Origin of the sequence: Bradyrhizobium sp. (assembly GCF_035484855.1) — a bacterium.
GTDB lineage: Bacteria > Pseudomonadota > Alphaproteobacteria > Rhizobiales > Xanthobacteraceae > Bradyrhizobium.
Window position 1 is genome coordinate 1 of the sequence record NZ_DATHOP010000254.1, and the last position, 20,061, is coordinate 20,061.

A 20,061-nucleotide genomic window follows, 5' to 3' on the forward strand; every position below is an offset into this window, starting at 1 on the left:
AACCGGGAGGAAACAATGCGCAAAATCCTACTTGCAAGCTGCTTCGGCGCCGCGGCCCTGTTTACGGCCGGATATGCTGTAGCGAACGACGAATTGGCGAAGCTGTCTGCGGACCCGAATCAATGGGTGATGCCGACCCAAAATTACGCGAATACGCGATATTCGGAACTCAAACAGATCAACACCGAGAACGTCCGTAAGATCGCGCCGGTCTGGACGTTTTCGACAGGCGTTTTGCGTGGTCACGAAGGCTCCCCGCTGGTGATCGGCGACGTGATGTATGTTCATGCGCCCTTCCCAAATACAGTCTTTGCGCTCGACCTCAACAACGACGGCAAGATCCTCTGGAAATATGAGCCCAAGCAGGATCCCAACGTCATCCCGGTGATGTGCTGCGACACGGTGAACCGGGGATTATCCTATGCCGACGGCAAGATCTTTCTTCATCAGGCGGACACGACGCTTGTCGCGCTCGACGCGAAGACCGGCGCGGTCGTTTGGTCGGTCAAGGACGGCGATCCTTCGAAGGGCGCGACCGGCACTGACGCTCCATTCGTCTTCAAGGATAAGGTGTTTATCGGCGTATCTGGCGGCGAGTTTGGTGTTCGCTCCTGGGTAAGCGCCTACAACATCAAGGACGGCAAGCTCGCCTGGCGCGGCTATTCGGAGGGACCGGACTCCGACACGCTGATCGATCCCGCCAAGACCACTTCGCTCGGCAAGCCCGTCGGGCCCAATTCCTCGGAATCCACCTGGCAAGGCGACCAGTGGAAGATCGGCGGCGGCGCAACGTGGGGCTGGTATTCCTACGATCCCGCGTTGAATCTTGTCTATTACGGCTCGGGCAATCCATCGACCTGGAATCCGGTGCAGCGGCCCGGCGACAACAGGTGGTCGATGTCGATCTGGGCGCGTGACCTCGATACCGGGGCGGTCAAATGGATCTACCAGATGACCCCGCATGACGAATGGGACTTCGACGGCGTCAATGAAATGATCCTGACCGATCAGACCATCGGCGGCACCCCGCGGAAGCTTCTCACCCATTTCGACCGCAACGGCTTCGGCTACACGCTCGATCGGGCCACCGGCGAATTGCTGGTCGCCGAAAAGTTCGATCCGGTGGTGAACTGGGCTACCAAGGTCGACATGGACAAGTCGTCCAAGACCTATGGTCGCCCGCTGGTCGTCGACGCCTATTCGACCCAGCATAACGGCGAAGACTCTAACTCCAAGGGCATCTGCCCGGCGGCGCTTGGCACCAAGGACGAACAACCGGCGGCCTATAGCCCGGACACGCAGTTGTTCTACGTCCCCACCAACCATGTCTGCATGGACTATGAGCCCTACAAGGTGTCCTACACGGCCGGCCAGGCTTATGTCGGCGCAGCGGTCGCGATGTATCCGCCCAAGGGCGATACCAACATGGGCAACTTCATCGCCTGGGACGGCAAGACCGGCAAGATCGTGTGGTCCAACAAGGAGGAATTCTCCGCGTGGGGCGGTGCGTTGGCGACGGCCGGCGGCGTGGTGTTCTACGGCACGCTCGAAGGTTATCTGAAGGCGGTCGACGCCAAGACGGGCAAGGAACTCTACAAGTTCAAGACTCCGTCCGGCATCATCGGCAACGTCATGACCTACGAGCATGGTGGCAAGCAATACGTCGCGGTGCTGTCCGGCGTCGGCGGTTGGGCCGGCATCGGCCTCGCGGCCGGTCTGCTGCAGCCCGAAAACGCCGCCGCCTGGCATGACGCCGTCGACCAGGGCAAGCTGCCGACCAAGGACAAGACCGTCGATACGGCGGGCCTCGGTGCGGTCGGCGGCTATGCCGGTCTGGCGTCCTATACCTCGCTCGGCGGGACGCTGACGGTATTTGCCTTGCCAAGCCAATAGGCGTGGCATCGCGGTGAGATGAGCCTCGATCGGCGCGCGGCAATTGTTGCGCGCCGATTTTTTTCCTCCGCTGAACTGCAACGTGCACAAGGATCGTCGCGTGAGTAATCACTGGAAATTCGCGCTCGTCGTTCTGGCGGGCGTCTTTGGCGTTACAACCGTACACGCCGACGGATCGGGCGATCCGGCGGTGGCCTCATCCGACAACGGCAAGTACACCGACAAGGATGGCAACCCGACCTACAAGATCAGCCCGGACGGAACGGTCGACTGGTACACCTACTCCGGCTTTCGCCGCTATCATTCGGACTGCCATGTTTGTCACGGCCCGAATGGCGAGGGGTCCAGCTATGCGCCGGCGCTGGCCGAGTCGTTGAAGACGCTTGGCTACACCGACTTCGTCAACATCGTGACCAACGGCCGTAAGAACGTCGACGCCGCCAATGACAAGGTGATGCCGTCGTTCGCGACCAACGTCAACGTGATGTGCTTCATCGACGACATCTATGTGTATCTGCGCGCCCGCGCCAACAATGCGATTCCGGGCGGCCGTCCTCCCAACCACGAAGACAAGCCCGAAGCGGCCAAGGAGGCCGAGACGAGCTGTACGGGGATCAAATGAGTTCGGGCTGCCCGATCGAGCTGGCGGAGCGGTTAGCTCGGGTTTCTCGACGGCCTGCGATCGAGCTTGCAGCGCTGGCCGCCCTGCTGGCGTGCGGACTTGTCGCGCTGCGGCCGGTCGAGACTTTCGCCCAGGACGCCGGTCCCGGCTCGCTCGAGCTCGTCGATCCCAATGTCTTTCGCGCCTGCGGCGATCCGCGCAACCTGCCGTTCTCCAACGACAAGGGCGAGGGATTCGAAAACAAGCTTGCCGAATTGTTTGCCGCCAAGCTCGGCAAGAAGCTGAGCTACACCTATTTCCCGCAGGCCACTGGCTTCGTGCGGATGACGCTGGGCTCATACCGCTGCGATATCATCATGGGATTTCCGCAGGGCGACGATCAGGCGCAAGTAACCGTCCCCTATTACCGGACCACCTATGCGCTGGTGGTCAAGCGCGGCAGCGGCCTAGAAGACGTCGCAACCATCGACGATCCCAGGCTCAAGGACAAACGGATCGGCATCGTCGCGAAGACGCCGCCGAGCACCGCCATGGCGCTCAACGGCCTGTTGGCCAAGGCCAAGTCCTACCCGCTTTTCATCGATACCCGCGCGGATTCCTCCGCGCAAGCCATGATCGAAGACCTCGCCCGGGGCGAAATCGATTGCGGCATCCTGTGGGGCCCAATGGCCGGCTATTACGCAAGCCACGCCGACCCTCCCCTGGTCGTCGTGCCCTTGACCCGGGAAACCGCCGGTCCGCCGATGACCTTTCGCATCGGCATGGCGGTGCGTCCGGCCGATCAGGAGTGGAAGCGCACGCTCAACCAGCTGATCCTGGACAACCAGGCCGAAATCAACAAGCTTTTGATCAGCTACAACATTCCGATCCTGGACGAGGCCAACGTGCCGATCACGGGCGAAACGCTGTCCAAGCGGCCATGAAGGGGATCGTCATCCGGCTGGCCGTTGCGGCAATGATCGCTGGCGCCGCGGCGACCGCAGCCGCCGAGGTGCCCGAGCCGGATGGCTACCGCCTCGCAGATTACCGCGCCCCGACGCCGGCCACATTGCACGGGGCCAAGGTGATCGGGACGGATGAGGCGGAGGCGATCTGGCGCCGGCATTCAGCTGTCTTCATCGACGTGCTGCCGCGGCCGCCGCGACCGCGCGATCTTCCCGCGGGAACCGTGTGGCGCGACAAGCCGCGCGCCAATATCCCCGGCAGCGTCTGGTTGCCTGACACCGGATATGGCGAACTTGCGCCGGCCATGGCCGGCTATTTCGCTGACGGCCTGGAGAAGGCCACCGCCGGCAACCGCGCCAGAACGCTGGTGGTCTATTGTCTCGCCGATTGCTGGATGTCGTGGAACGCAGCCAAGCGCGCGCTCGCGCTCGGCTATACCGATGTCGCCTGGTATCCGGAAGGCACCGACGGCTGGATCGCCATCGGCCTCCCGCTGCAAGATGCGACACCGGAACCTCGGCCGGACCAATAGGCTGAAAACGAATCGCTTTATTCGTCATGGCCGGGCATAGCCGTCCGAAGGACGGCGTCGCTTCCGCTGGCCGATGCCCGGCCATGACGAGGTCTGCTTCATTTGGCCGGCGGATCGGCGCCGATGTCGGCCTGAATGGCGCTCGCAAGATCAAACAGCCGCTTCTCGAGCAGGACCGGCACGTCACAGACATAGGACGTCGACTTCCGCCGGTCCTCGAAGATGCGCGTCTGCCACGACAATTGACTGGCGAGCGCCTCGTTCTGCGCCGGATCGTTGCCCGGCTGGTCCTGCAATTGCCTTATCTTTTCGGTCTCGCTGCGGATTTGCTCGGCCATGGCTTTTTGCTTGCGCGAAAATCGCTCGATGCCGTTCATCACTTCGTCGCGTTGCGCGTTCAGCGTCGCATACAACCCGGCGATCAGCCGCTTCGCCTTCTCCTGTTTCTCCTCTCTGGTTCCGACCATGAAGTCCGCGATGAGTTTTCGGGCGTCCTCGATGGGGGTGCGGCGAGCGGCCAGACGCGAGACCAGTTCAACCTCTTTCGGGTCGGTCGGTTTTGCGGCGTCGATCGACCCGATGGGAGGGCCGGTCCAGACGCTGGCAATCGAGATCTCCGGCACCTTCAATTGCTGGCACGGCCAGTCCGGATAACGCGGGTCCAGCGCCAGCGCCGGGCGCGCTAGGCCCGCGACCAGGGCAACCGCAACGCAGCAATAAATTCCACGTGTCGAACGAGCCATGCCAGCGCTTCCCTCCGACAATGTGGCGGGATCATTGGACATCCCCCGGCCCGTGGCAAATCAATTTCGGCAAGAGCGGACGCGCGGGGAACAGCGATGACATTGACCGCAAACGCGGTCGTGCCATCCTGATCGGAAGCGGGGCGATGAAGGGAGGGATGGGCATGCTCGGCAAAATCGGCGCCGGGTTTTGCGGCGCTCTGGCCTGTGCGCTGCCGATTGATCCCGCCTGTTGCGGCGCCCTGCCCGACGCGATCACGCCATCAACGATGCCGCGTATCGGCGCGGTCGATACCCGCTTTCAGTCCTACAACATCGAAATGGTCGAGATCACCGGCGGGAAATTCTGGAAGCCGTATCGGCAGGACCCGGCTGCGCCGTCCGACACGCCGCCGGGCATCGATTCCAGTTTATATCAGTACCGGCCGCCGATCGATCTGGCCAATGCCCGCCTGAGGAAGCTGGCGGGGGCGCTCGGGCCCGCCTACCTCCGCATCAGCGGAACCTGGGCCAACAGCACCTATTTCGCCGATTCCGACCACGCGCCGCCGGCGCCCCCTTTCGGATTCAACGACGTCTTGACCCGTATGCAGTGGCGAGGCGCGATCGATTTCGCGCGCTCGGTGGACGCACGGATCGTGACCTCGTTCGCGACAAGTGCGGGCAGCCGCGATGCCGCAGGCGTCTGGACGCCGAACCAGGCCGACCGCCTGCTTCGCTTCACCCGTTCCATCGGCGGCGCCATCGCCGCGGCCGAATTCATGAACGAACCGGACCTCGCGGCAATCGGCGGAGTTGCGCCGGGCTATGACGCCGGCGCCTATGGCCGGGATTTCCGGATTTTTTCCGAATTCATGAGGCAGGCTGCGCCTGATACCATGATCCTCGGGCCCGGCACGGCGAGCGAGGGCGACACCGCCTCGGACCTTTTCGCCGCCTCGGCGTCCGGTCTCAATGTGGTTTCGTATCATTTTTACGGAGCCGTCTCGGAGCGTTGTCATGGCAACGCTTCGCCGGACACGGCACTTTCCGAGGACTGGCTGTCCCGGACGGATCGCACACTGGCTTTCTACAAAAGGCTGCGCGACCGGCTTGCACCGGGTAAACCGATCTGGCTCACCGAAACCGCCGAGGCCGCGTGCGGCGGCAATCGCTGGGCTGGGAGTTTCCTGGATACGTTTCGCTATCTCGACCAACTGGGCCGGTTGGCGAAATCCGGCGTCGGGATCGTCATGCACAACACATTGGCCGCCAGCGACTACGGCCTGCTCGACGAGAACACGCTCGAGCCGAGGCCGAATTATTGGGGCGCATGGCTGTGGCGGCAACTGATGGGATCCACGGTGCTCGATGCCGGGGTGCCGCTTCAATTCGGCCTGCATGTCTACGCTCATTGCCAGAAAGGCATACCGGGCGGCGTGACCCTGCTGGTGATCAACAACGACCGCGTCGCGCCGCGCGCGCTCCGGCTTTCAGCCGCCTCGTTGCGCTACACGCTTGATGCCGCTGATTTGATGGACACCGATGTCAGGCTGAACGGCGGCCCGTTGCGGCTTGGCGCGGCAGACGGGTTGCCGGCAATCACTGGCATTGCGACCGCCGCCGATACCCTGACCTTCGCACCGGCGACCATCACCTTTCTGGCCATTCCGGGCGCGGCCAACGAGGCCTGTCATTAGCGCGCCAGGGGGTGGGACAAAAAATCGCGAAAACAACCCCATGCAAAGTAGCGTGGAACCCGGCTCGCAGCACTCTTGCTGCGCTGCGTCCGGGGCAGGATAAGAAAAAGGCCCCGATCTAATCTCATCCCGCTCCAGCAGACGTCAAAGCCCTGCTTGGCATGGTCCGTCGGCCATGCCACTTTTGCCGGCACGCTCAGAAGCAACCCACAAGCTTGCTGCCGGGAGAGACCGCCGTGCACCGCCGTCTCGTTTTCATAGGCTCGGTCGCGATCGCCGTAGCGTTCGCCGCATCGCCTGCGCGCGCGGTGGACCCCGACCGCTGCCAGGGCCTATCGCGCCGGTATGAACTCGCCAAACCACAGATCAGCGCCATCGAAACATCGTTGACGCTGTTTTCGGCGGTCGACGGCAATTGCCTCGAGCTCGCAACCCAACTGCTGGACCAGGGCGCGTCACTCGACGCCCGCGACCGGCTCGGCGCCAGGCCGCTCAGCCATGCCGCGAGATCCGGCCATCTGCAGATGGTCGATCTCCTGCTGGCGCGCGGCGCGCCCATCGACGCGCGCAATCTCACTGGGGCCACCGCGCTGTATTTTGCCGCCGAGGGCAGCCACATCGCGATCGCGCAACGGCTCATCGAACGGGGCGCCGACGTCAACCTCACGGGACGCAGCGGGATATCGCCGATCGCGGCGGCCGCCTATGCCGGCAACGAGATCATCTTCGACGCCCTGCTCGCCCATGGCGCCGACGAGCGCGCGCCCGACGATACCGGCAAGCCGCCGATCGTCTATGCCGCCGCGGGCGCACGCTTCGAGATCGTGAAGCGGTTGCTGGCGCGCAATATCGATGTCAACGCGCGCTATCGCAACGATCTGACGCTGCTGATGTGGGCGTCGGGCCCGGACGAGTTGGTCCCGGAAGCGCAGGCGCTCGAGGTCGTCCGATACCTGCTGGATGCCGGCGCCCACGTCGACGACCGCGATGACCGCGGCCGTACCGCGCTGATGATCGCTGCCGAAGGCGGTCACGCGGAAGTCGCCAATCTGTTGCTGGCACGCGGCGCCGATCCGTCGCTCAAGGACAGGGCCGGAAAACGTGCCGCGGACCTGACCGTGCTGTCGTCGCTGCGGCAACGGCTGACGGTGCCCTGAACGGCGGCTCAGGGCGTTTTCGAGCGAAGCCTTCCCTCGGGCTTGACCCGAGGGTGGCCACCGGTCGCGTGAAGTTTTGAAACTTGCGTGGTGGTTGCGACCCCATCCAATTCGGTCAAATGCCCTATGCCATATTGGCACGAAGCTGCCGGTCCAAGATGTCCGCAGTTCGGTCGCGATCGGGGGTAGAACGGACATCATCCAAGAGGTCTAATTCGGCAGCGACTGAACCCAAAGCGGACGTGGAAGTCTTCCCGGGATCGCCACTCTCTTGACAATCCGTCAGGGTTTGCTGCAAATCACCGATTATGCCGGGGTGCCCGTATCACATGGGCTGAGATCAAACCCGTTGAACCTGTCTGGGTAATGCCAGCGAAGGGAGTGCTCGATGCGCAGAATCGCTCTCGTTCTCCGTGTTTACAGCTCGTCGGTGCGACCGTTTGTGCGCGTACCGCGATGCTCATGCCGAGTATCGGTGGCCGCTTAAGCAAACCGCCCGCGGCGAGCACCGCCGCCCCTGCACACCGACTGCAAGAGATTTCACGATGCGATTTGGATTGTTCGGCGGCGCGTCCGCGCCGCGTGGTGTGGATGCCGCCGAGAGCGCTCGCGGGCTCCAGCAGGTTGTCGACGCGCACGTCGAGGCTGAAGAGCTCGGTTTTCATTCGAGCTTTATCACCGAGCATCACTTCACCGGCATCGGTCAGATGTCCGCGATCCTGACGATGCTGACCTTCATCGCCGCGCGCACGACGCGGCTGCGGCTGGGCACGGCGGTGCTCGTGCTGCCCTGGCATAATCCAGTTCTTCTCGCCGAGCAGGTTGCGACGCTCGACATGCTCTCGGCCGGACGGTTCGATCTCGGCGTCGGTAAGGGCTATCGCCACAACGAGTTTGCAGGCTTTGCGATGCGACCCGAAGAGGCCGAACCTCGTTTCGAGGAAGTTCTGGCAGTGCTCTGCCGTGCGCTTTCGTCCAACGAGCCGTTTTCGCATCGCGGCCGCTTCTGGCGGTTCGACGACATCGTGGTCGAGCCGGCTCCGTACCAGCGGCCACACCCGCCGGTCTGGCTCGCGGCCTCTAGTGCAAACTCGATTACGCTTTGCGCTCGTCGCGGCTATAACCTGCTGCTGGATCAGTTCGCTTCGCCCGAGCAAATCGGTGAACGCATCGGGCTCTACCGGCAGGAACTGGAGGCGGCCGGTCACGCCTATGATCCGATGCGGGTTGCGGTCGCGCGCAACTGCTGGGTCGCGCTCGATGCGTCCGACCGCGACGAGGCCATCGGCCGCCAGGCGCAGGTGCACGAGCGGCTTCTCGCGCTTTCGCGCGGATCGGAAAGCCGTCCCGCGTCGCACATTCTCGCCTATTCGGATACAGCCGGCGCGCGCGAGGCGCATTCGCTGATCGGCTCATCTGCGGAGATCGCAGCCAGGCTGACCGCGCTGAAGGCGCAGGGCGTGGCCTATGTGCTGCTGTTCGGCCAGGGTTCGCGAGAGAACATGCGGCGGTTCGCCGAGACGGTCATGCCGGATTTCGCTGCCGAGTGAGCGACATGGCCTAGGCCGCCTTCGGCAGCCGTTCTTTAAGATGGACGCTGAAGCGAAGCTTCAGCTACGGCGTAGCACCGGGTGAGGCGTTACGGTCGATCGAGAGAGCAAAACCTCTGACCCGATTTGCTGCGCAAATCGACCTCAACTCCCGCGCTAGAGACCCGCCAGATATGCCGCCAGTGCCGCGATGTCGTCGGGCGATGTCGCAAGCATCAGGTCGGACATGCCGGGATTGTTGCCGCGCGCGCGGGTGCGGAAATCGGTCATCTGCTTGAGCAGGTAATCCCTGTCCATGCCGGCCAGCCGCGGCACCGTGCCGTCGCCCTGGAAATGATCGAGATGGCAGCCGGTGCAACCGATCGAGCCGCTGGCTGTGACGGCCCGCGCAGAGACGTCTTTCGGCGCGCGCGGCTGTCCGAGATCGGGCCACGGCTTGCCCGAAAAATACTGCGCGATATCGAGCATGTCCTGGCGTTCCAGCGGGGAGGCGATCGGCTGCATGATGTCGCTCTTGCGGTCGCCGCGCTTGAAATCGCGCAGCTCGATATAGAGGTAGCCCGCCTGTTGCCCCCAGATCGTGGGAATCGTGTTGTCGATCGGCTTGCCGTCCGCGCCATGGCAGCCGGCGCAAACCTGGGTCTTTTCCTCGATCGTCTGGGCATGTAGCGGCGCGCAGGTGATCGGAATGACCGCAAGGGCGACCGCGCCCAACATCCGGCCGATTGAGTTGCGGCTCATTGATCCGTTCCCGTGAACATTCGAACAGTAGTCATGAAAAACGGGACCGCAACCGGTCCCGTTTCACGCTGCGATGATCGCCGATCCGCTCAGTCGAGCGAGAACGCGATGATGTTGCTGCCGCGTTTGAAGTCGACCTGGGTGTTGCCGCCCGCGCCGACCACGATGTATTGCTTGCCGCCGATCATATAGGAAGAAGGCGGCGCATTGACGCCGGCGCCGGCGTGGAAGTTCCACAATTCCTTGCCGGTAGAGGAGTTGTAGGCGGAGAACTTGCCGTTGCCCTCACCCGTGAACACCAGACCGCCGGCGGTGGCGAGAATGCCGCCGATCATCGGCTCCGGCGTCTTGACCTGCCATTTGATCTTGCCGGTATCGTAGTTGACGGCGGTGATGTTGCCCGCCTGCGCCTCGCTCGGGATCGTCTTGAAGGCGCCGCCCAGCCACAACTTGCCGTTCGGATAGGGCGAGTTCTCGACGAAGTAGTTCATGGGCTGGTGCAGGTTGATGGCGTAGGCGAGCGACTGCGACGGGTCGGTTGCAATCGGCGACCATTCGACGCCGCCGTTCGCGCCCGGCAGCATGCGCGCGCCTTCCTTGGTCGGCAGGGTCCACATGTTCTCCTGCGGCACCATCGCCTCGGAGAACCGGATCAGGCTGCAATCCTTGCGGTCATGAACGTAGATGTGGCCGGTCTTGCCGGCATGGATCAGGCCCGGAATGGTCTTGCCGTTCTTGTCCTTGACATCCAGCAGCACCGGCGGGCTCACGGCGTCGAGATCCCAGACGTCATGGGCGATATACTGGAAGTGGCAGACATATTTGCCGGTCTCCAGATCGAGCGAGACCAGCGAGTCCGTATAGAGGTTGTCGCCGGGACGGATCGAACCGTCGAGATCGGGCGAAGGATTGCCGACCACGAAATAGATCCGGTTGGTCGCGAGATCGACGGCCGGATTTTGCCAGACGCCGCCGCCCAGTTTCTGCCAGGGGTCGCCGGTCTTGGCGAACTGGTCCTTCTCGGCCTGGATATCGCGGTGCATGTCGCGGCCGGTGGCGTCCTTGGTCGCCCAGACGCCGACCGATTTCTCCGGAATGGTATTGAATGTCCAGATCAATTTGCCGGTCTTTGCGTCGTAAGCCTTGACGAAGCCGCGGATGCCGTATTCGCCGCCGTTGGTTCCAATCAGGACCTTGTCCTTGATCACGGTCGGAGCCATGGTCTCGCTGTAGCCTTGTTCCGGATCGGCAACGTCGGCCGACCAGACGACATCGCCGGTCTTGGCATTCAGCGCGAGCAGCTTGGAATCCAGCGTGGCGAGGTAGACGAGATCGCCGAGAACCTGGACGCCGCGATTGTTGGGGCCGCAGCAGTAGGTCGTTATCGGTCCCATCTTGTGGGCATAGTGCCAGAGCTGGGCGCCGGTCTTGGCGTCGAGCGCGTAGACGTGGCTGAATGACGTCGTCACATACATGACGCCATCGACGACGATCGGCGACGTCTCCAGCGATTCCTTGACGTCGGTCTGGAAGATCCAGGCCACGTGCAGGTTCTTGACGTTGTCGCGGTCGATCTGCTTGGCGGGATAGAAGCGGGTTTGTGCGTAATTGCCGTTGGTCAGAAGAAAATTGGTTGTGTTCTTGTCCGCGGTGTTGAGCTGTTGCTGGGTAACCGCAGATATTTTTGCCTGGCTGGATGCGGGCTTGGCATCCTGCTTGGTTTCCTGCTGTGCGATGCCGGGTCCGGCAATCAAACCGGCCGCGCCGACCAATGCGGCGCAGATGATGGAAAATCTATTCATGTTCCGCCCCAATTTTTATTGTTGACGTGAACCGGCACTTTTGCACGCCGGTGCCCGCCAAATCTGATCCGATCGCCGTGGTTTGACAAGAAGAAACCAGCGGCGGCGAGGCCCATCAATGCCACGGGCCGGCGATCGATCGCCCGTCCTGCAGCGCAGCACAAATGATATCCCGGCAAGGCACCCTGCCGGTCTGTATGGGGCCAGGAGCCGCGCCTGCCACAGCTTGCACCTGAACGAGGCGCGCGGAAACGGCCGAATCGTCACCGATGCGGCCGTCCACATTCTTCACGCTCGGCTTCCGAACGTCTATTTTGTTCACCGGTGTACTTCTCGCGCCCTGGCGGCGCCGTTGTTGCGAGCGTGTGTATAAGCGTAACTGCCACTGAATGGTCCCCCACCCGCAGCGGCGTCCATGCGCGCTGCCGGCGTTGGCTGGCCGCCATTCAGGACATCGTAGTTAGGATAGTAAAAGGCGAACGCGCCCGGCTCCTGGATAGCCGCCTGCGCGAATGCCGGCGTCGCGAACATGAGTGACAGCATCGCGGCCGCGCCGAAGATCTTGAGTCTGGTCATGGCTTTTCTTCTTCCGTGAATTGATTGGGGGCGAGATCTGGGATTCTCGCCACCTCCGCCGCTGAATGTTCAGAGGCCTCATCACGGAGATAAGCCGGCAGTCTGCTCGTCCCATTAAATTGGACGTCAGGAAGATTAAATCGATTTCACGTGGTAGTTTGCAACGCAACTCGCAATCGCCTGAGAGCCATGAAAGAAATCGAGGCGGCCATCGCACTCGTCGGCTACCTCAGGTCATAGGCGAGTTCATTGCTGTTTGAATTTTCGTCGTTCTTACCGGGCGCACGAGGCCGCAGAGCGGCTCTCTGGCGCGCTTCGCCCGAACGCCATGATCGCTATGCGATCGAGGGGCTTCCGCCCCCGTCTTCAGGCCGTCGCGCTCATCCGGTCTTCCGACTTCCTCAAATTGGCCGCGCTCTTCAGCAGCGCCTGCTTCTCCTCGGGCGACATCTCCGGCTCGAGGCTCCGGACAACGCCGTTTTGACCGACGACGCTTGGAAGGGACAGCGTAACGCCGAACCGCTCATGGAAGCTTCCTACCGGTATCACCGCCCGCTCATCGCGAAGAACGATCTCGGCGATTCGTGCCGCGACGATGCCGATGCCGAACTGGCTCGCGTCGTTGCCTTCGATGATGGTGATGTTGGCAAAGCGCACGCTCTTCTCGATCTGCCCGCGCAGGCTATCGAGCGTTTCACCGCGCTCGCCGGCAAGGGCGGCGATCGGCACTCCGGCAACGCGGGCGGACGACCACAGAAACACCTGCGAGACCCCGTGCTCGCCGACGACCTGCGCCTCGACCTGGTTGGCATCGACATCGAAATGCTCCGCCAGGTGAAAGCGAAATCGCAAGCTGTCCAGGAAAGTGCCCGTGCTCAAGACGCGATCATGTCCTGCGCTGATGCGGGCGATATCCGCCAGCGGATCCGGCGGATCGGTCACGACCAATATCACGGCACGCGGTGCGGCACGGACGATCCGGGGAACGATGTCGCGATAGATTCCGGCATTGGTGTTGAGAAGCCGCAACCGGCCCTGCGGGTCGTTGCGATCCGTGGCACCGCCGGCCTTTTCATTGATGCCGGCGGTAATCATCACCAGCGCGGCATCCGCCAAATCGTCGAAGTCCCCGTCCACCACCGACGTCTTGGGACAGAGTGGCGATCCGTAGGCAAGGTCGGTCGCCACCGCCTTGGCGCGTTTGCGGGTTCGGTCCACCATGACGATGTTGCGGGCACTGCCGCGAACCAGGGCGGCCAGCGCGCATGCACTGCCGACCTTTCCTGCACCAACTATGCCAATCTTCATGATCGTGTACCCTTTCTCAAGATATCCGTCGGTAAAGCCTCTCCCGGCAAGCGGCTGCAACTGACAAATCGAATCCCGCCAGGGTGCGTGATTACTTCAAATCCGTCGGCGCGGGCGATGGCGACGAGCGTGATACTTGCCGCTTCCGCCATGCTGGTTACAGGTCGCCCAGTGACGCGGCTTTCGCAACTAAAAACGAATTTAGCATTGCGAAAACGCTGAAGCCATCAGCGTGCGCGCTTGCTTCCGTCTGACGCCCGGTCGCTGCGCGCTCACTTTTGATTGCGATGCGCCTGTTGTTCAAGGAGATTTTAATGGAGACCGCAGGCGACAATTCCCATCTCCGCAGCATCGTGTCGTCGGTGCCAGTCTCGCCGAGACGCAACGGCATCCGATGAAGGTCCTGTGGCGGAACGTCCGCCCTTTCAAAAGGAGAAATGTCATGCGAGGACGATGGATGATGATTTTGGCAAGTGCGTTGCTTGCCGGCAGCCTTGTTGCCACCGGCGCACAAGCCCGCGGCGGCGGTGGCGGCGGACACGGCGGTGGTTTTGGTGGCGGCCACATGGGTGGCTTCGGCGGCGCTCACATCGGTGGCTTTGGCGGCGGCCATACTGGCGGCCTCGGCGGAGGCCGCGTCGGAGGGTTTGGCGCACCTCACATCGGCGGCATCGGTGGAGCTCACGTCGCCGGTGTCGGCCGCGATCACTTCGGCGCTGGAAGACGCCATTTCGCCGGAGGCGGCTTGTACGATTACGGCCTTGGGTGCCCGTACTACCCGTATTACAATTCGGATACTCCGCCGTACTACTGCACCTACTGAATCTGCAAAGGCCCCAACCTTGATGCCGCAAAAGGCGGCATCAAGGCCATGCCTGCCAATTCTCATCCCCCCTCATTGAATTCGAATTTAGTCTCTTAAACCCCAATTTAATGGCTCCCCGGCACCCCCCGCCTATCCTGTGGTGATCAGCTCGAGTTTCGAGCGACAGAGATATCCAGGGTTCTTCACCACGGAGCGACCGATATGGGCATTGAGGGACAATTCGCGAGCCTCGCGGTTCGAACCCGGCGTCCGCCGGCCTTTGTCAAGGATGGGCGCGGCAAAGGCTATCTCTTCGACATCGGGCGTTTTGCGATGCTCGAAAGGGACCAGGAATACCAGCTCGCCAAGCGTTGGCGCGAGCACGGTGACCGCGATGCCGCGGACCAGCTTGTGGCAAGTCATCTGCGTCTCGCCGCCAAGATCGCCATGGGCTACCGCGGCTACGGTCTGCCGGTTTCGGAAATGATCTCGGAAGGCAACCTCGGCCTGATGCAGGCATTGAACCGGTTTGAGCCCGAAAAAGGCTTTCGCTTTTCAACCTACGCGGTGTGGTGGATCCGGGCCTGCATCCAGGATTACATCCTGCGTTCGTGGTCGCTTGTGAAAATCGGCACGACGACAAGCCAGAAGAAGCTTTTCTTTAAATTGCGAGCTGCAAAAAGCAAGATCGCCGCATTGGAAAGCGGCGACCTGCATCCCGATCAGGTAGCTTTGATCGCAAAGAACCTCGATGTCCCGGACCAGGAGGTCGTGGACATGAATCGCCGGCTCGGCGGCGATCAATCGATCAATGCGCCGGTCCATGACAACGGCGAAGCAGGCGAATGGCAGGACTATCTCGTCGATCAGTCACCCTCGCCGGAAGCCATTGTGGTTGAACAGGACGAGACGGAACGCCAACACAAGGCACTGATTGCCGCGATCGATGTACTCGACGGCCGCGAACGGAGCATCTTCGAGGCACGCCTTCTGGCCGACGAACCGCAGACACTCGAGGAACTGGCCGCAACCTTCAAGGTATCACGCGAGCGCATCCGGCAAATCGAGGCGCGCGCGTTCGAGAAGGTGCGAAAGGCCGCCAGGGCCCGCGCCACACAAGCGCCGGCGGCGATGGCGATGCTGGCGGCCTCGGTTGTCTGAAACGGCGGCCAGACTGCTGATCGAACCTGTCAAACGCGCCATTCCAGGCGTCGCGTGGCGGTCAATTAAAATATTGTTAGATTCCCAGGGACCGGTCTGCGCAATCGATCACTGCGCTCTGATCCACTTCCATTCGCGCAGCTTCACCGGCGTCAAAACAATAAACGCGTATTTAATTGAATGGGATAAGTGATCCGTCCACCTTGAAGCCAGACTCTTGCGCATACTCGGGAGGAATTTCATGCGCACATTTCTTGCTACATCAATTGTTGCGATTGTTCTGATTTCAAGCTGGGTCGTTGCAGAGGCCAGCCCCGTCAACCTCGGCTCCGGCCGGAGCGCCGGTCGTTCGCGTTCAACCGCGAGGCGGAAATTTCACTCCACATTCTCGCGCCAATGAAGTCGAGCAGAAGAAGCTTTCGAGGTTTGACGCAAGGCAAGAGAAGCTGGACGAGACGCTGGATAACAAGTTGAGCATCTGCCGGTGCTGATTTCTCCAAAACTCTGTGCAACCACAAGTCAAGGATCGACCGATGTCCGATAATCTCAGATCAGGTGGAATCGTCGCAAAGGTGAGAACGCGAACGACAGTCTTGTACGTCCTGGCCGTTCTTCCAGCGCTCGTCATCTGCAACCCGGCTCTCGCGCAAGTGGCCGGGATGGTCAGTCCAACGCCTGCCATTGGCGCCACATCGCCGCTCGGCACCACGACGGGTTCATCGGTTTCGCCAACCGGCATCCCCTTCGGCGCGACCGAGATCGCGTCACCCGGAGTCAGTCCGGCGCCCATTGTAACGGGCACAACCGGAATGCCATCGAGCGGGACATCGTGCTCAACGCTTGGGACTTCGCCATCGGCGATGTTCGGATCGACCTCGACCTACGATGGCGGCGGATTGACGGTCGGATCGGCAGCGCCCGCGACAGCAGCCATGCCGGGCAGCGCGGCGACTTCCGGAATGTCGGCGTCATCGGGAATATCGGCCACCTCCGGAATGCTGGACACGTCGGGTTTGTCGGGAATGTGCGGCTCCGGCTCAACCAGCATGGCTTCATCGTCGACGTCGACCTCGCCGATAGTTCCGGGCGGCAGCCCGCGAACAGGAATTCCGCTGGGATCGACCGAGATCGGAAATCTCGGGGTCAGTTCCGCAACAGGGGTACCGATCACCAGTGCATCGCCCCCTCCGGTTACGGTGGGACCGGGCACCACCTCCGGTACCGGAACGCCAATTCTTCCGGGCGGCTAACGAACAACCACCTTCGCGAGCGAGAGCAACCATGAAAATGAAAGTCATCGTTCCCACGGCCGTCCTGATTGCCGTCCTCGCCGCCGGCGGCCTGTTGTACGCGCATGTTCGCCCATTGGAAAAGGCCAAAGCCGCTCCCTCTCCGCCCCCCGCGGTGTCGGTCGTCGCCGGCGCGGTCGACCAGCATGATGTACCGATCTATCTCAGCGGTGTCGGCACCGTGATCGCGTACAACACCGACGTTGTGCGCGCCCAGATTCAGGGACAGATCATCAGCATCAATTTCACCGAAGGGCAGGCCGTGCATGCCGGCGACCTGCTTGCGCAGATTGATCCGCGTCCCTACCAGGCGCTGATCGAACAGTACACGGGAAACCTGGAGCGCGATCAGGCCCAGCTCATCAATGCCCAGGCCAACCTCACTCGCTACAACAAATTGGGCGACCAGGGTTGGGCCACTCCGCAACTGGTCGAGACCCAGAAGGCGCAAGTGGGACAGCTGCAGGCGGCGATCAAAAGCGACCAGGCGCTGATCGACGAGGCGAAAGTGCAACTCAGCTTCACGCGGCTGACGTCGCCGATCGATGGCGTGGCCGGAATTCGCCAGATCGACGTCGGCAACATCATCAGCCCGTCGACGCCCAACGGTCTTGTGGTCGTCACGCAACTCAATCCGATTTCGATGATATTCACGCTCCCTGAGACGGTTCTGCCGCAGATCCAGCAGCAACAGCAAAAAACCAGCGCGCCGCTCAAGGTGCTTGCCTACAGCCAGGATGACAAACTCCAGCTGGATCAGGGCGTACTCGGCCTCGTCAACAACGAGATCCTGCAGACGACGGGGTCGATCCAGCTCAAGGCGAACTTTCCCAACCAGCAGCACAAGCTCTGGCCGGGCGAACTCGTCAACGCTCGCCTGCTCCTCGATACAAGGCACAACGGCCTGACGGTTCCGGCCTCCGTCGTGCAGCAAGGCCCGAATGGATCCTATGCCTACGTCGTCAATCCCGACAACACCGTGGCTATCCGCCCCGTCAAGGTCGCGCAAATCAGCGACGGTCAGGCGCTGATCGATTCCGGCCTCACGGCCAAGGAGCAGGTCGTGGTCGACGGACAATACAAGCTGCAACCGGGCACGCATGTCAGGATGCTGCACGGCAAGGCAGCCCAGGAAGCCATTGCACAAAGCGCTGAGCAGGCACCCATCCCATGAACATATCCGCGCCATTCATCCACCGGCCGATCGCTACCGCTCTGCTGATGGTCGGACTGCTCGTCGGTGGACTGATCAGCTATCCGTTATTGCCGGTGGCGGCCCTGCCGAACGTCAACTACCCCACCCTGCAGATCACGGCCCAGCTGCCGGGCGCCGATCCGCAGACCATGGCGTCTTCAGTGGCGACGCCGCTCGAATTGCAGTTTGGCGAGATTCCGGGCCTCACCCAGATGACGTCGGCGAGCGCGCTCGGCTACACCCAGATTACCCTGCAGTTCGATTTGAACCGCCAGATCGACGGCGCGGTGAGCGATACGCTCTCGGCGATCAACGCTGCGACCGCGTATCTGCCGGTGGGAATGCCGTATCCGCCGACGATTCGAAAGGTCAATCCGGCCGACACGCCGATCCTGGTGCTGGGATTGACCTCCGATACGCTGCCACTGACCACCGTTGACGCCTATGCAGAAAACATTCTGTTGCAAAAGATATCGCAGATATCCGGCGTCGGTCTGGTGGGCATCGGCGGCCAGCAGAAGCCCGCCGTCCGCCTGCAGCTCGATCCGGAGGCCCTGGCGGCCCGCGGCATCAATCTCGAGGACGTGCGAACGGCGCTCGGCCAGGCCAATGTCGATCTGGCGAAGGGCACGCTGAACAGCCCGCGCCAGACCTACACGCTCAACACCAACGATCAACTGCTGAAGGCCGACGATTACGCCAATCTGGTGATCGCCTACCGGAACGGCGCGCCGGTGCGTATCCGCGATGTCGGCCGCGCCATCAGCGCGCCGGAGAACGACCTGATCGCGGGCTGGTACAACAACCAGCGGGGCATCATTCTGGCAATCCAGCGTCAGCCCGGCGCCAATGTCATCAACACCGTGAACCGGATCAAGGCGATGATGCCGGTACTTCAGGCCTCGATCCCGCCCGCGGTCAAGGTCCATATCATCTCCGACCGTACCGACACCATCCGCGCCTCGGTCAGCGACGTGCAGTGCACATTGATGCTGACGGTCGCGCTGGTGGTGATGGTCATCTTCATATTCCTGCGCAATTTCTGGGCCACCGTTATTCCGGCGATCACCGTGCCGCTGTCGCTGATCGGTACCTTCGCCGTGCTCTACGAGCTTGGCTACAGTCTCGATAACCTCTCGCTGATGGCTTTGTCGATCGCGGTCGGCTTCGTTGTCGACGACGCTGTTGTCGTCATTGAGAATATCGTGCGGCACATGGAAGAAGGCGCCTCGCCGTTCGAAGCGTCGCTGAAGGGTGCCGGCGAGATCGGCTTTACCATCGTCTCGATCACGCTATCGCTGATCGCCGTGTTCATTCCGCTGTTCCTGATGGGCGGATATGTCGGCCTCTTGTTCCGCGAATTTGCAATTACCGTTAGCGTGGCGCTGGTGCTGTCGCTGCTGATCTCGCTGACGCTGACGCCGATGATGTGTGCACGGCTGCTCAGGCCGGAGGCCAAGCAGCACGGACGGCTCTATCGGGTCTTCGAACGTGGCTTCGATGGTCTGCTCAACCTCTATGAGGCGGGCCTCAAGATCGTACTGCGGCACCGCTTCATTACACTGATGACAATGTTCGGCACCATCGCGTTGACCGGATATCTCTACGTGGTCATCCCTAAAGGCTTCTTCCCGGAACAGGACACCGGATTGATCATCGGCTTCTCCGAGGCGGCGCAGGATATCTCCTTTCCGGCCATGGCCGAGCGCCAGCAAGCCTTGCTCAACGCCCTGATACGGGATCCCGCGGTCGCCTCGGTCGGCGCGGCCGTCGGCGCAGGCGGGGGAACCACCACGGTCAACGACGGCCGCGTCTTCATTGCCCTAAAGCCGAAGAGTCAGCGCGGCAGCATGGACCAGGTGCTTGCGCGGTTGCGGACCAACCTCGCCAAGATCCAGGGGATCACGCTCTATATGCAAGCCGCGCAGGACATCACCATCGGCGGGCGCGTGGCCAAGACCATGTATCAGTACACCCTGAACGACGCCGATCCCGGGGAGCTCAACCATTGGGCAGGCTTGTTCCTCGACAGGATCAAGGCCATCCCCGGCATCACCGACGTC

General features: G+C 62.1%; 17 protein-coding genes and 1 riboswitch. Of the genes, 10 read left to right on the forward strand and 7 right to left on the reverse strand.

The window, feature by feature from the left end:
- Positions 1 to 15 precede the first annotated feature (15 nt).
- From xoxF5 to VK804_RS29130, 4 genes are all read left to right on the forward strand, one after another.
- A complete protein-coding gene (xoxF5, locus tag VK804_RS29115) occupies positions 16 to 1,893 on the forward strand; it encodes a lanthanide-dependent methanol dehydrogenase XoxF5 (protein WP_325376682.1) in 1,878 nt (625 codons plus the stop codon).
- Between the two features lie 133 nt (positions 1,894 to 2,026).
- Positions 2,027 to 2,515, forward strand: coding sequence for a c-type cytochrome, methanol metabolism-related (locus tag VK804_RS29120; RefSeq protein ID WP_325376711.1), 489 nt, complete (start codon positions 2,027 to 2,029; stop codon positions 2,513 to 2,515).
- Positions 2,512 to 3,438, forward strand: a complete 927-nt coding sequence (locus VK804_RS29125; protein ID WP_325376684.1) for a substrate-binding domain-containing protein — start codon at positions 2,512 to 2,514, stop codon at positions 3,436 to 3,438. The genes VK804_RS29120 and VK804_RS29125 overlap by 4 nt, the downstream gene beginning before the upstream one ends.
- Positions 3,435 to 3,992, forward strand: coding sequence for a PQQ-dependent catabolism-associated CXXCW motif protein (locus VK804_RS29130; protein WP_414642861.1), 558 nt, complete (start codon positions 3,435 to 3,437; stop codon positions 3,990 to 3,992). The genes VK804_RS29125 and VK804_RS29130 overlap by 4 nt, the downstream gene beginning before the upstream one ends.
- Positions 3,993 to 4,090: 98 nt before the next feature.
- Here the strand turns inward: VK804_RS29130 and VK804_RS29135 are convergent, their stop codons facing one another.
- Positions 4,091 to 4,735, reverse strand: a complete 645-nt coding sequence (locus VK804_RS29135; protein WP_325376686.1) for a hypothetical protein — start codon at positions 4,733 to 4,735, stop codon at positions 4,091 to 4,093.
- A gap of 164 nt (positions 4,736 to 4,899) precedes the next feature.
- Here VK804_RS29135 and VK804_RS29140 point away from each other — a divergent pair, with 164 nt between their 5' ends.
- From VK804_RS29140 to VK804_RS29150, 3 genes are all read left to right on the forward strand, one after another.
- Positions 4,900 to 6,414: a hypothetical protein gene (locus VK804_RS29140; RefSeq protein ID WP_325376688.1), complete on the forward strand. Its 1,515-nt coding sequence runs from the start codon at positions 4,900 to 4,902 to the stop codon at positions 6,412 to 6,414.
- A 236-nt stretch (positions 6,415 to 6,650) separates the two neighbouring features.
- The gene (locus VK804_RS29145) at positions 6,651 to 7,571 is read left to right on the forward strand and encodes an ankyrin repeat domain-containing protein (RefSeq protein ID WP_325376690.1); all 921 of its coding nucleotides are present in this window, start codon (positions 6,651 to 6,653) and stop codon (positions 7,569 to 7,571) included.
- 302 nt (positions 7,572 to 7,873) lie between these two features.
- A riboswitch (TPP riboswitch) is annotated at positions 7,874 to 7,969 on the forward strand.
- A gap of 147 nt (positions 7,970 to 8,116) precedes the next feature.
- Entirely contained in the window at positions 8,117 to 9,121 is a 1,005-nt protein-coding gene (locus VK804_RS29150; protein WP_325376692.1) for an LLM class flavin-dependent oxidoreductase, read from the forward strand.
- 156 nt (positions 9,122 to 9,277) lie between these two features.
- On the opposite strand, the gene VK804_RS29155 is transcribed toward VK804_RS29150, so the two are convergent.
- The 5 genes from VK804_RS29155 to VK804_RS29175 form a co-directional block, all read right to left on the reverse strand.
- Positions 9,278 to 9,862 carry a c-type cytochrome gene (locus tag VK804_RS29155; RefSeq protein ID WP_325376694.1) on the reverse strand — a complete coding sequence of 195 codons (585 nt, stop codon included), beginning with the start codon at positions 9,860 to 9,862 and terminating at the stop codon, positions 9,278 to 9,280.
- An 89-nt stretch (positions 9,863 to 9,951) separates the two neighbouring features.
- On the reverse strand, positions 9,952 to 11,664 hold the full coding sequence (locus VK804_RS29160; RefSeq protein ID WP_325376696.1) for a pyrroloquinoline quinone-dependent dehydrogenase: 1,713 nt from the start codon (positions 11,662 to 11,664) through the stop codon (positions 9,952 to 9,954).
- Between the two features lie 318 nt (positions 11,665 to 11,982).
- Complete coding sequence (locus VK804_RS29165; protein ID WP_325376698.1) at positions 11,983 to 12,240, reverse strand: hypothetical protein; 258 nt, start codon at positions 12,238 to 12,240, stop codon at positions 11,983 to 11,985.
- A 366-nt stretch (positions 12,241 to 12,606) separates the two neighbouring features.
- Positions 12,607 to 13,548 carry a lactate/malate family dehydrogenase gene (locus VK804_RS29170; RefSeq protein WP_325376700.1) on the reverse strand — a complete coding sequence of 314 codons (942 nt, stop codon included), beginning with the start codon at positions 13,546 to 13,548 and terminating at the stop codon, positions 12,607 to 12,609.
- A 157-nt stretch (positions 13,549 to 13,705) separates the two neighbouring features.
- Positions 13,706 to 14,278 carry a hypothetical protein gene (locus VK804_RS29175; RefSeq protein WP_325376702.1) on the reverse strand — a complete coding sequence of 191 codons (573 nt, stop codon included), beginning with the start codon at positions 14,276 to 14,278 and terminating at the stop codon, positions 13,706 to 13,708.
- A gap of 297 nt (positions 14,279 to 14,575) precedes the next feature.
- Here VK804_RS29175 and rpoH point away from each other — a divergent pair, with 297 nt between their 5' ends.
- Positions 14,576 to 15,514 (forward strand): RNA polymerase sigma factor RpoH, encoded by a 939-nt coding sequence (gene rpoH, locus VK804_RS29180; protein WP_325376704.1) that lies wholly within the window; start codon positions 14,576 to 14,578, stop codon positions 15,512 to 15,514.
- 880 nt (positions 15,515 to 16,394) lie between these two features.
- Here rpoH and VK804_RS29185 read toward each other — a convergent pair.
- The gene (locus VK804_RS29185) at positions 16,395 to 16,685 is read right to left on the reverse strand and encodes a hypothetical protein (RefSeq protein ID WP_325376706.1); all 291 of its coding nucleotides are present in this window, start codon (positions 16,683 to 16,685) and stop codon (positions 16,395 to 16,397) included.
- A 110-nt stretch (positions 16,686 to 16,795) separates the two neighbouring features.
- Here VK804_RS29185 and VK804_RS29190 point away from each other — a divergent pair, with 110 nt between their 5' ends.
- Both VK804_RS29190 and VK804_RS29195 read left to right on the forward strand, forming a co-directional pair.
- Positions 16,796 to 17,977 (forward strand): efflux RND transporter periplasmic adaptor subunit, encoded by a 1,182-nt coding sequence (locus VK804_RS29190; protein ID WP_325376707.1) that lies wholly within the window; start codon positions 16,796 to 16,798, stop codon positions 17,975 to 17,977.
- Positions 17,974 to 20,061 (forward strand): efflux RND transporter permease subunit (locus tag VK804_RS29195; RefSeq protein ID WP_325376709.1); only part of this gene is annotated, 2,088 nt, incomplete at its 3' end. The genes VK804_RS29190 and VK804_RS29195, both read left to right, overlap by 4 nt.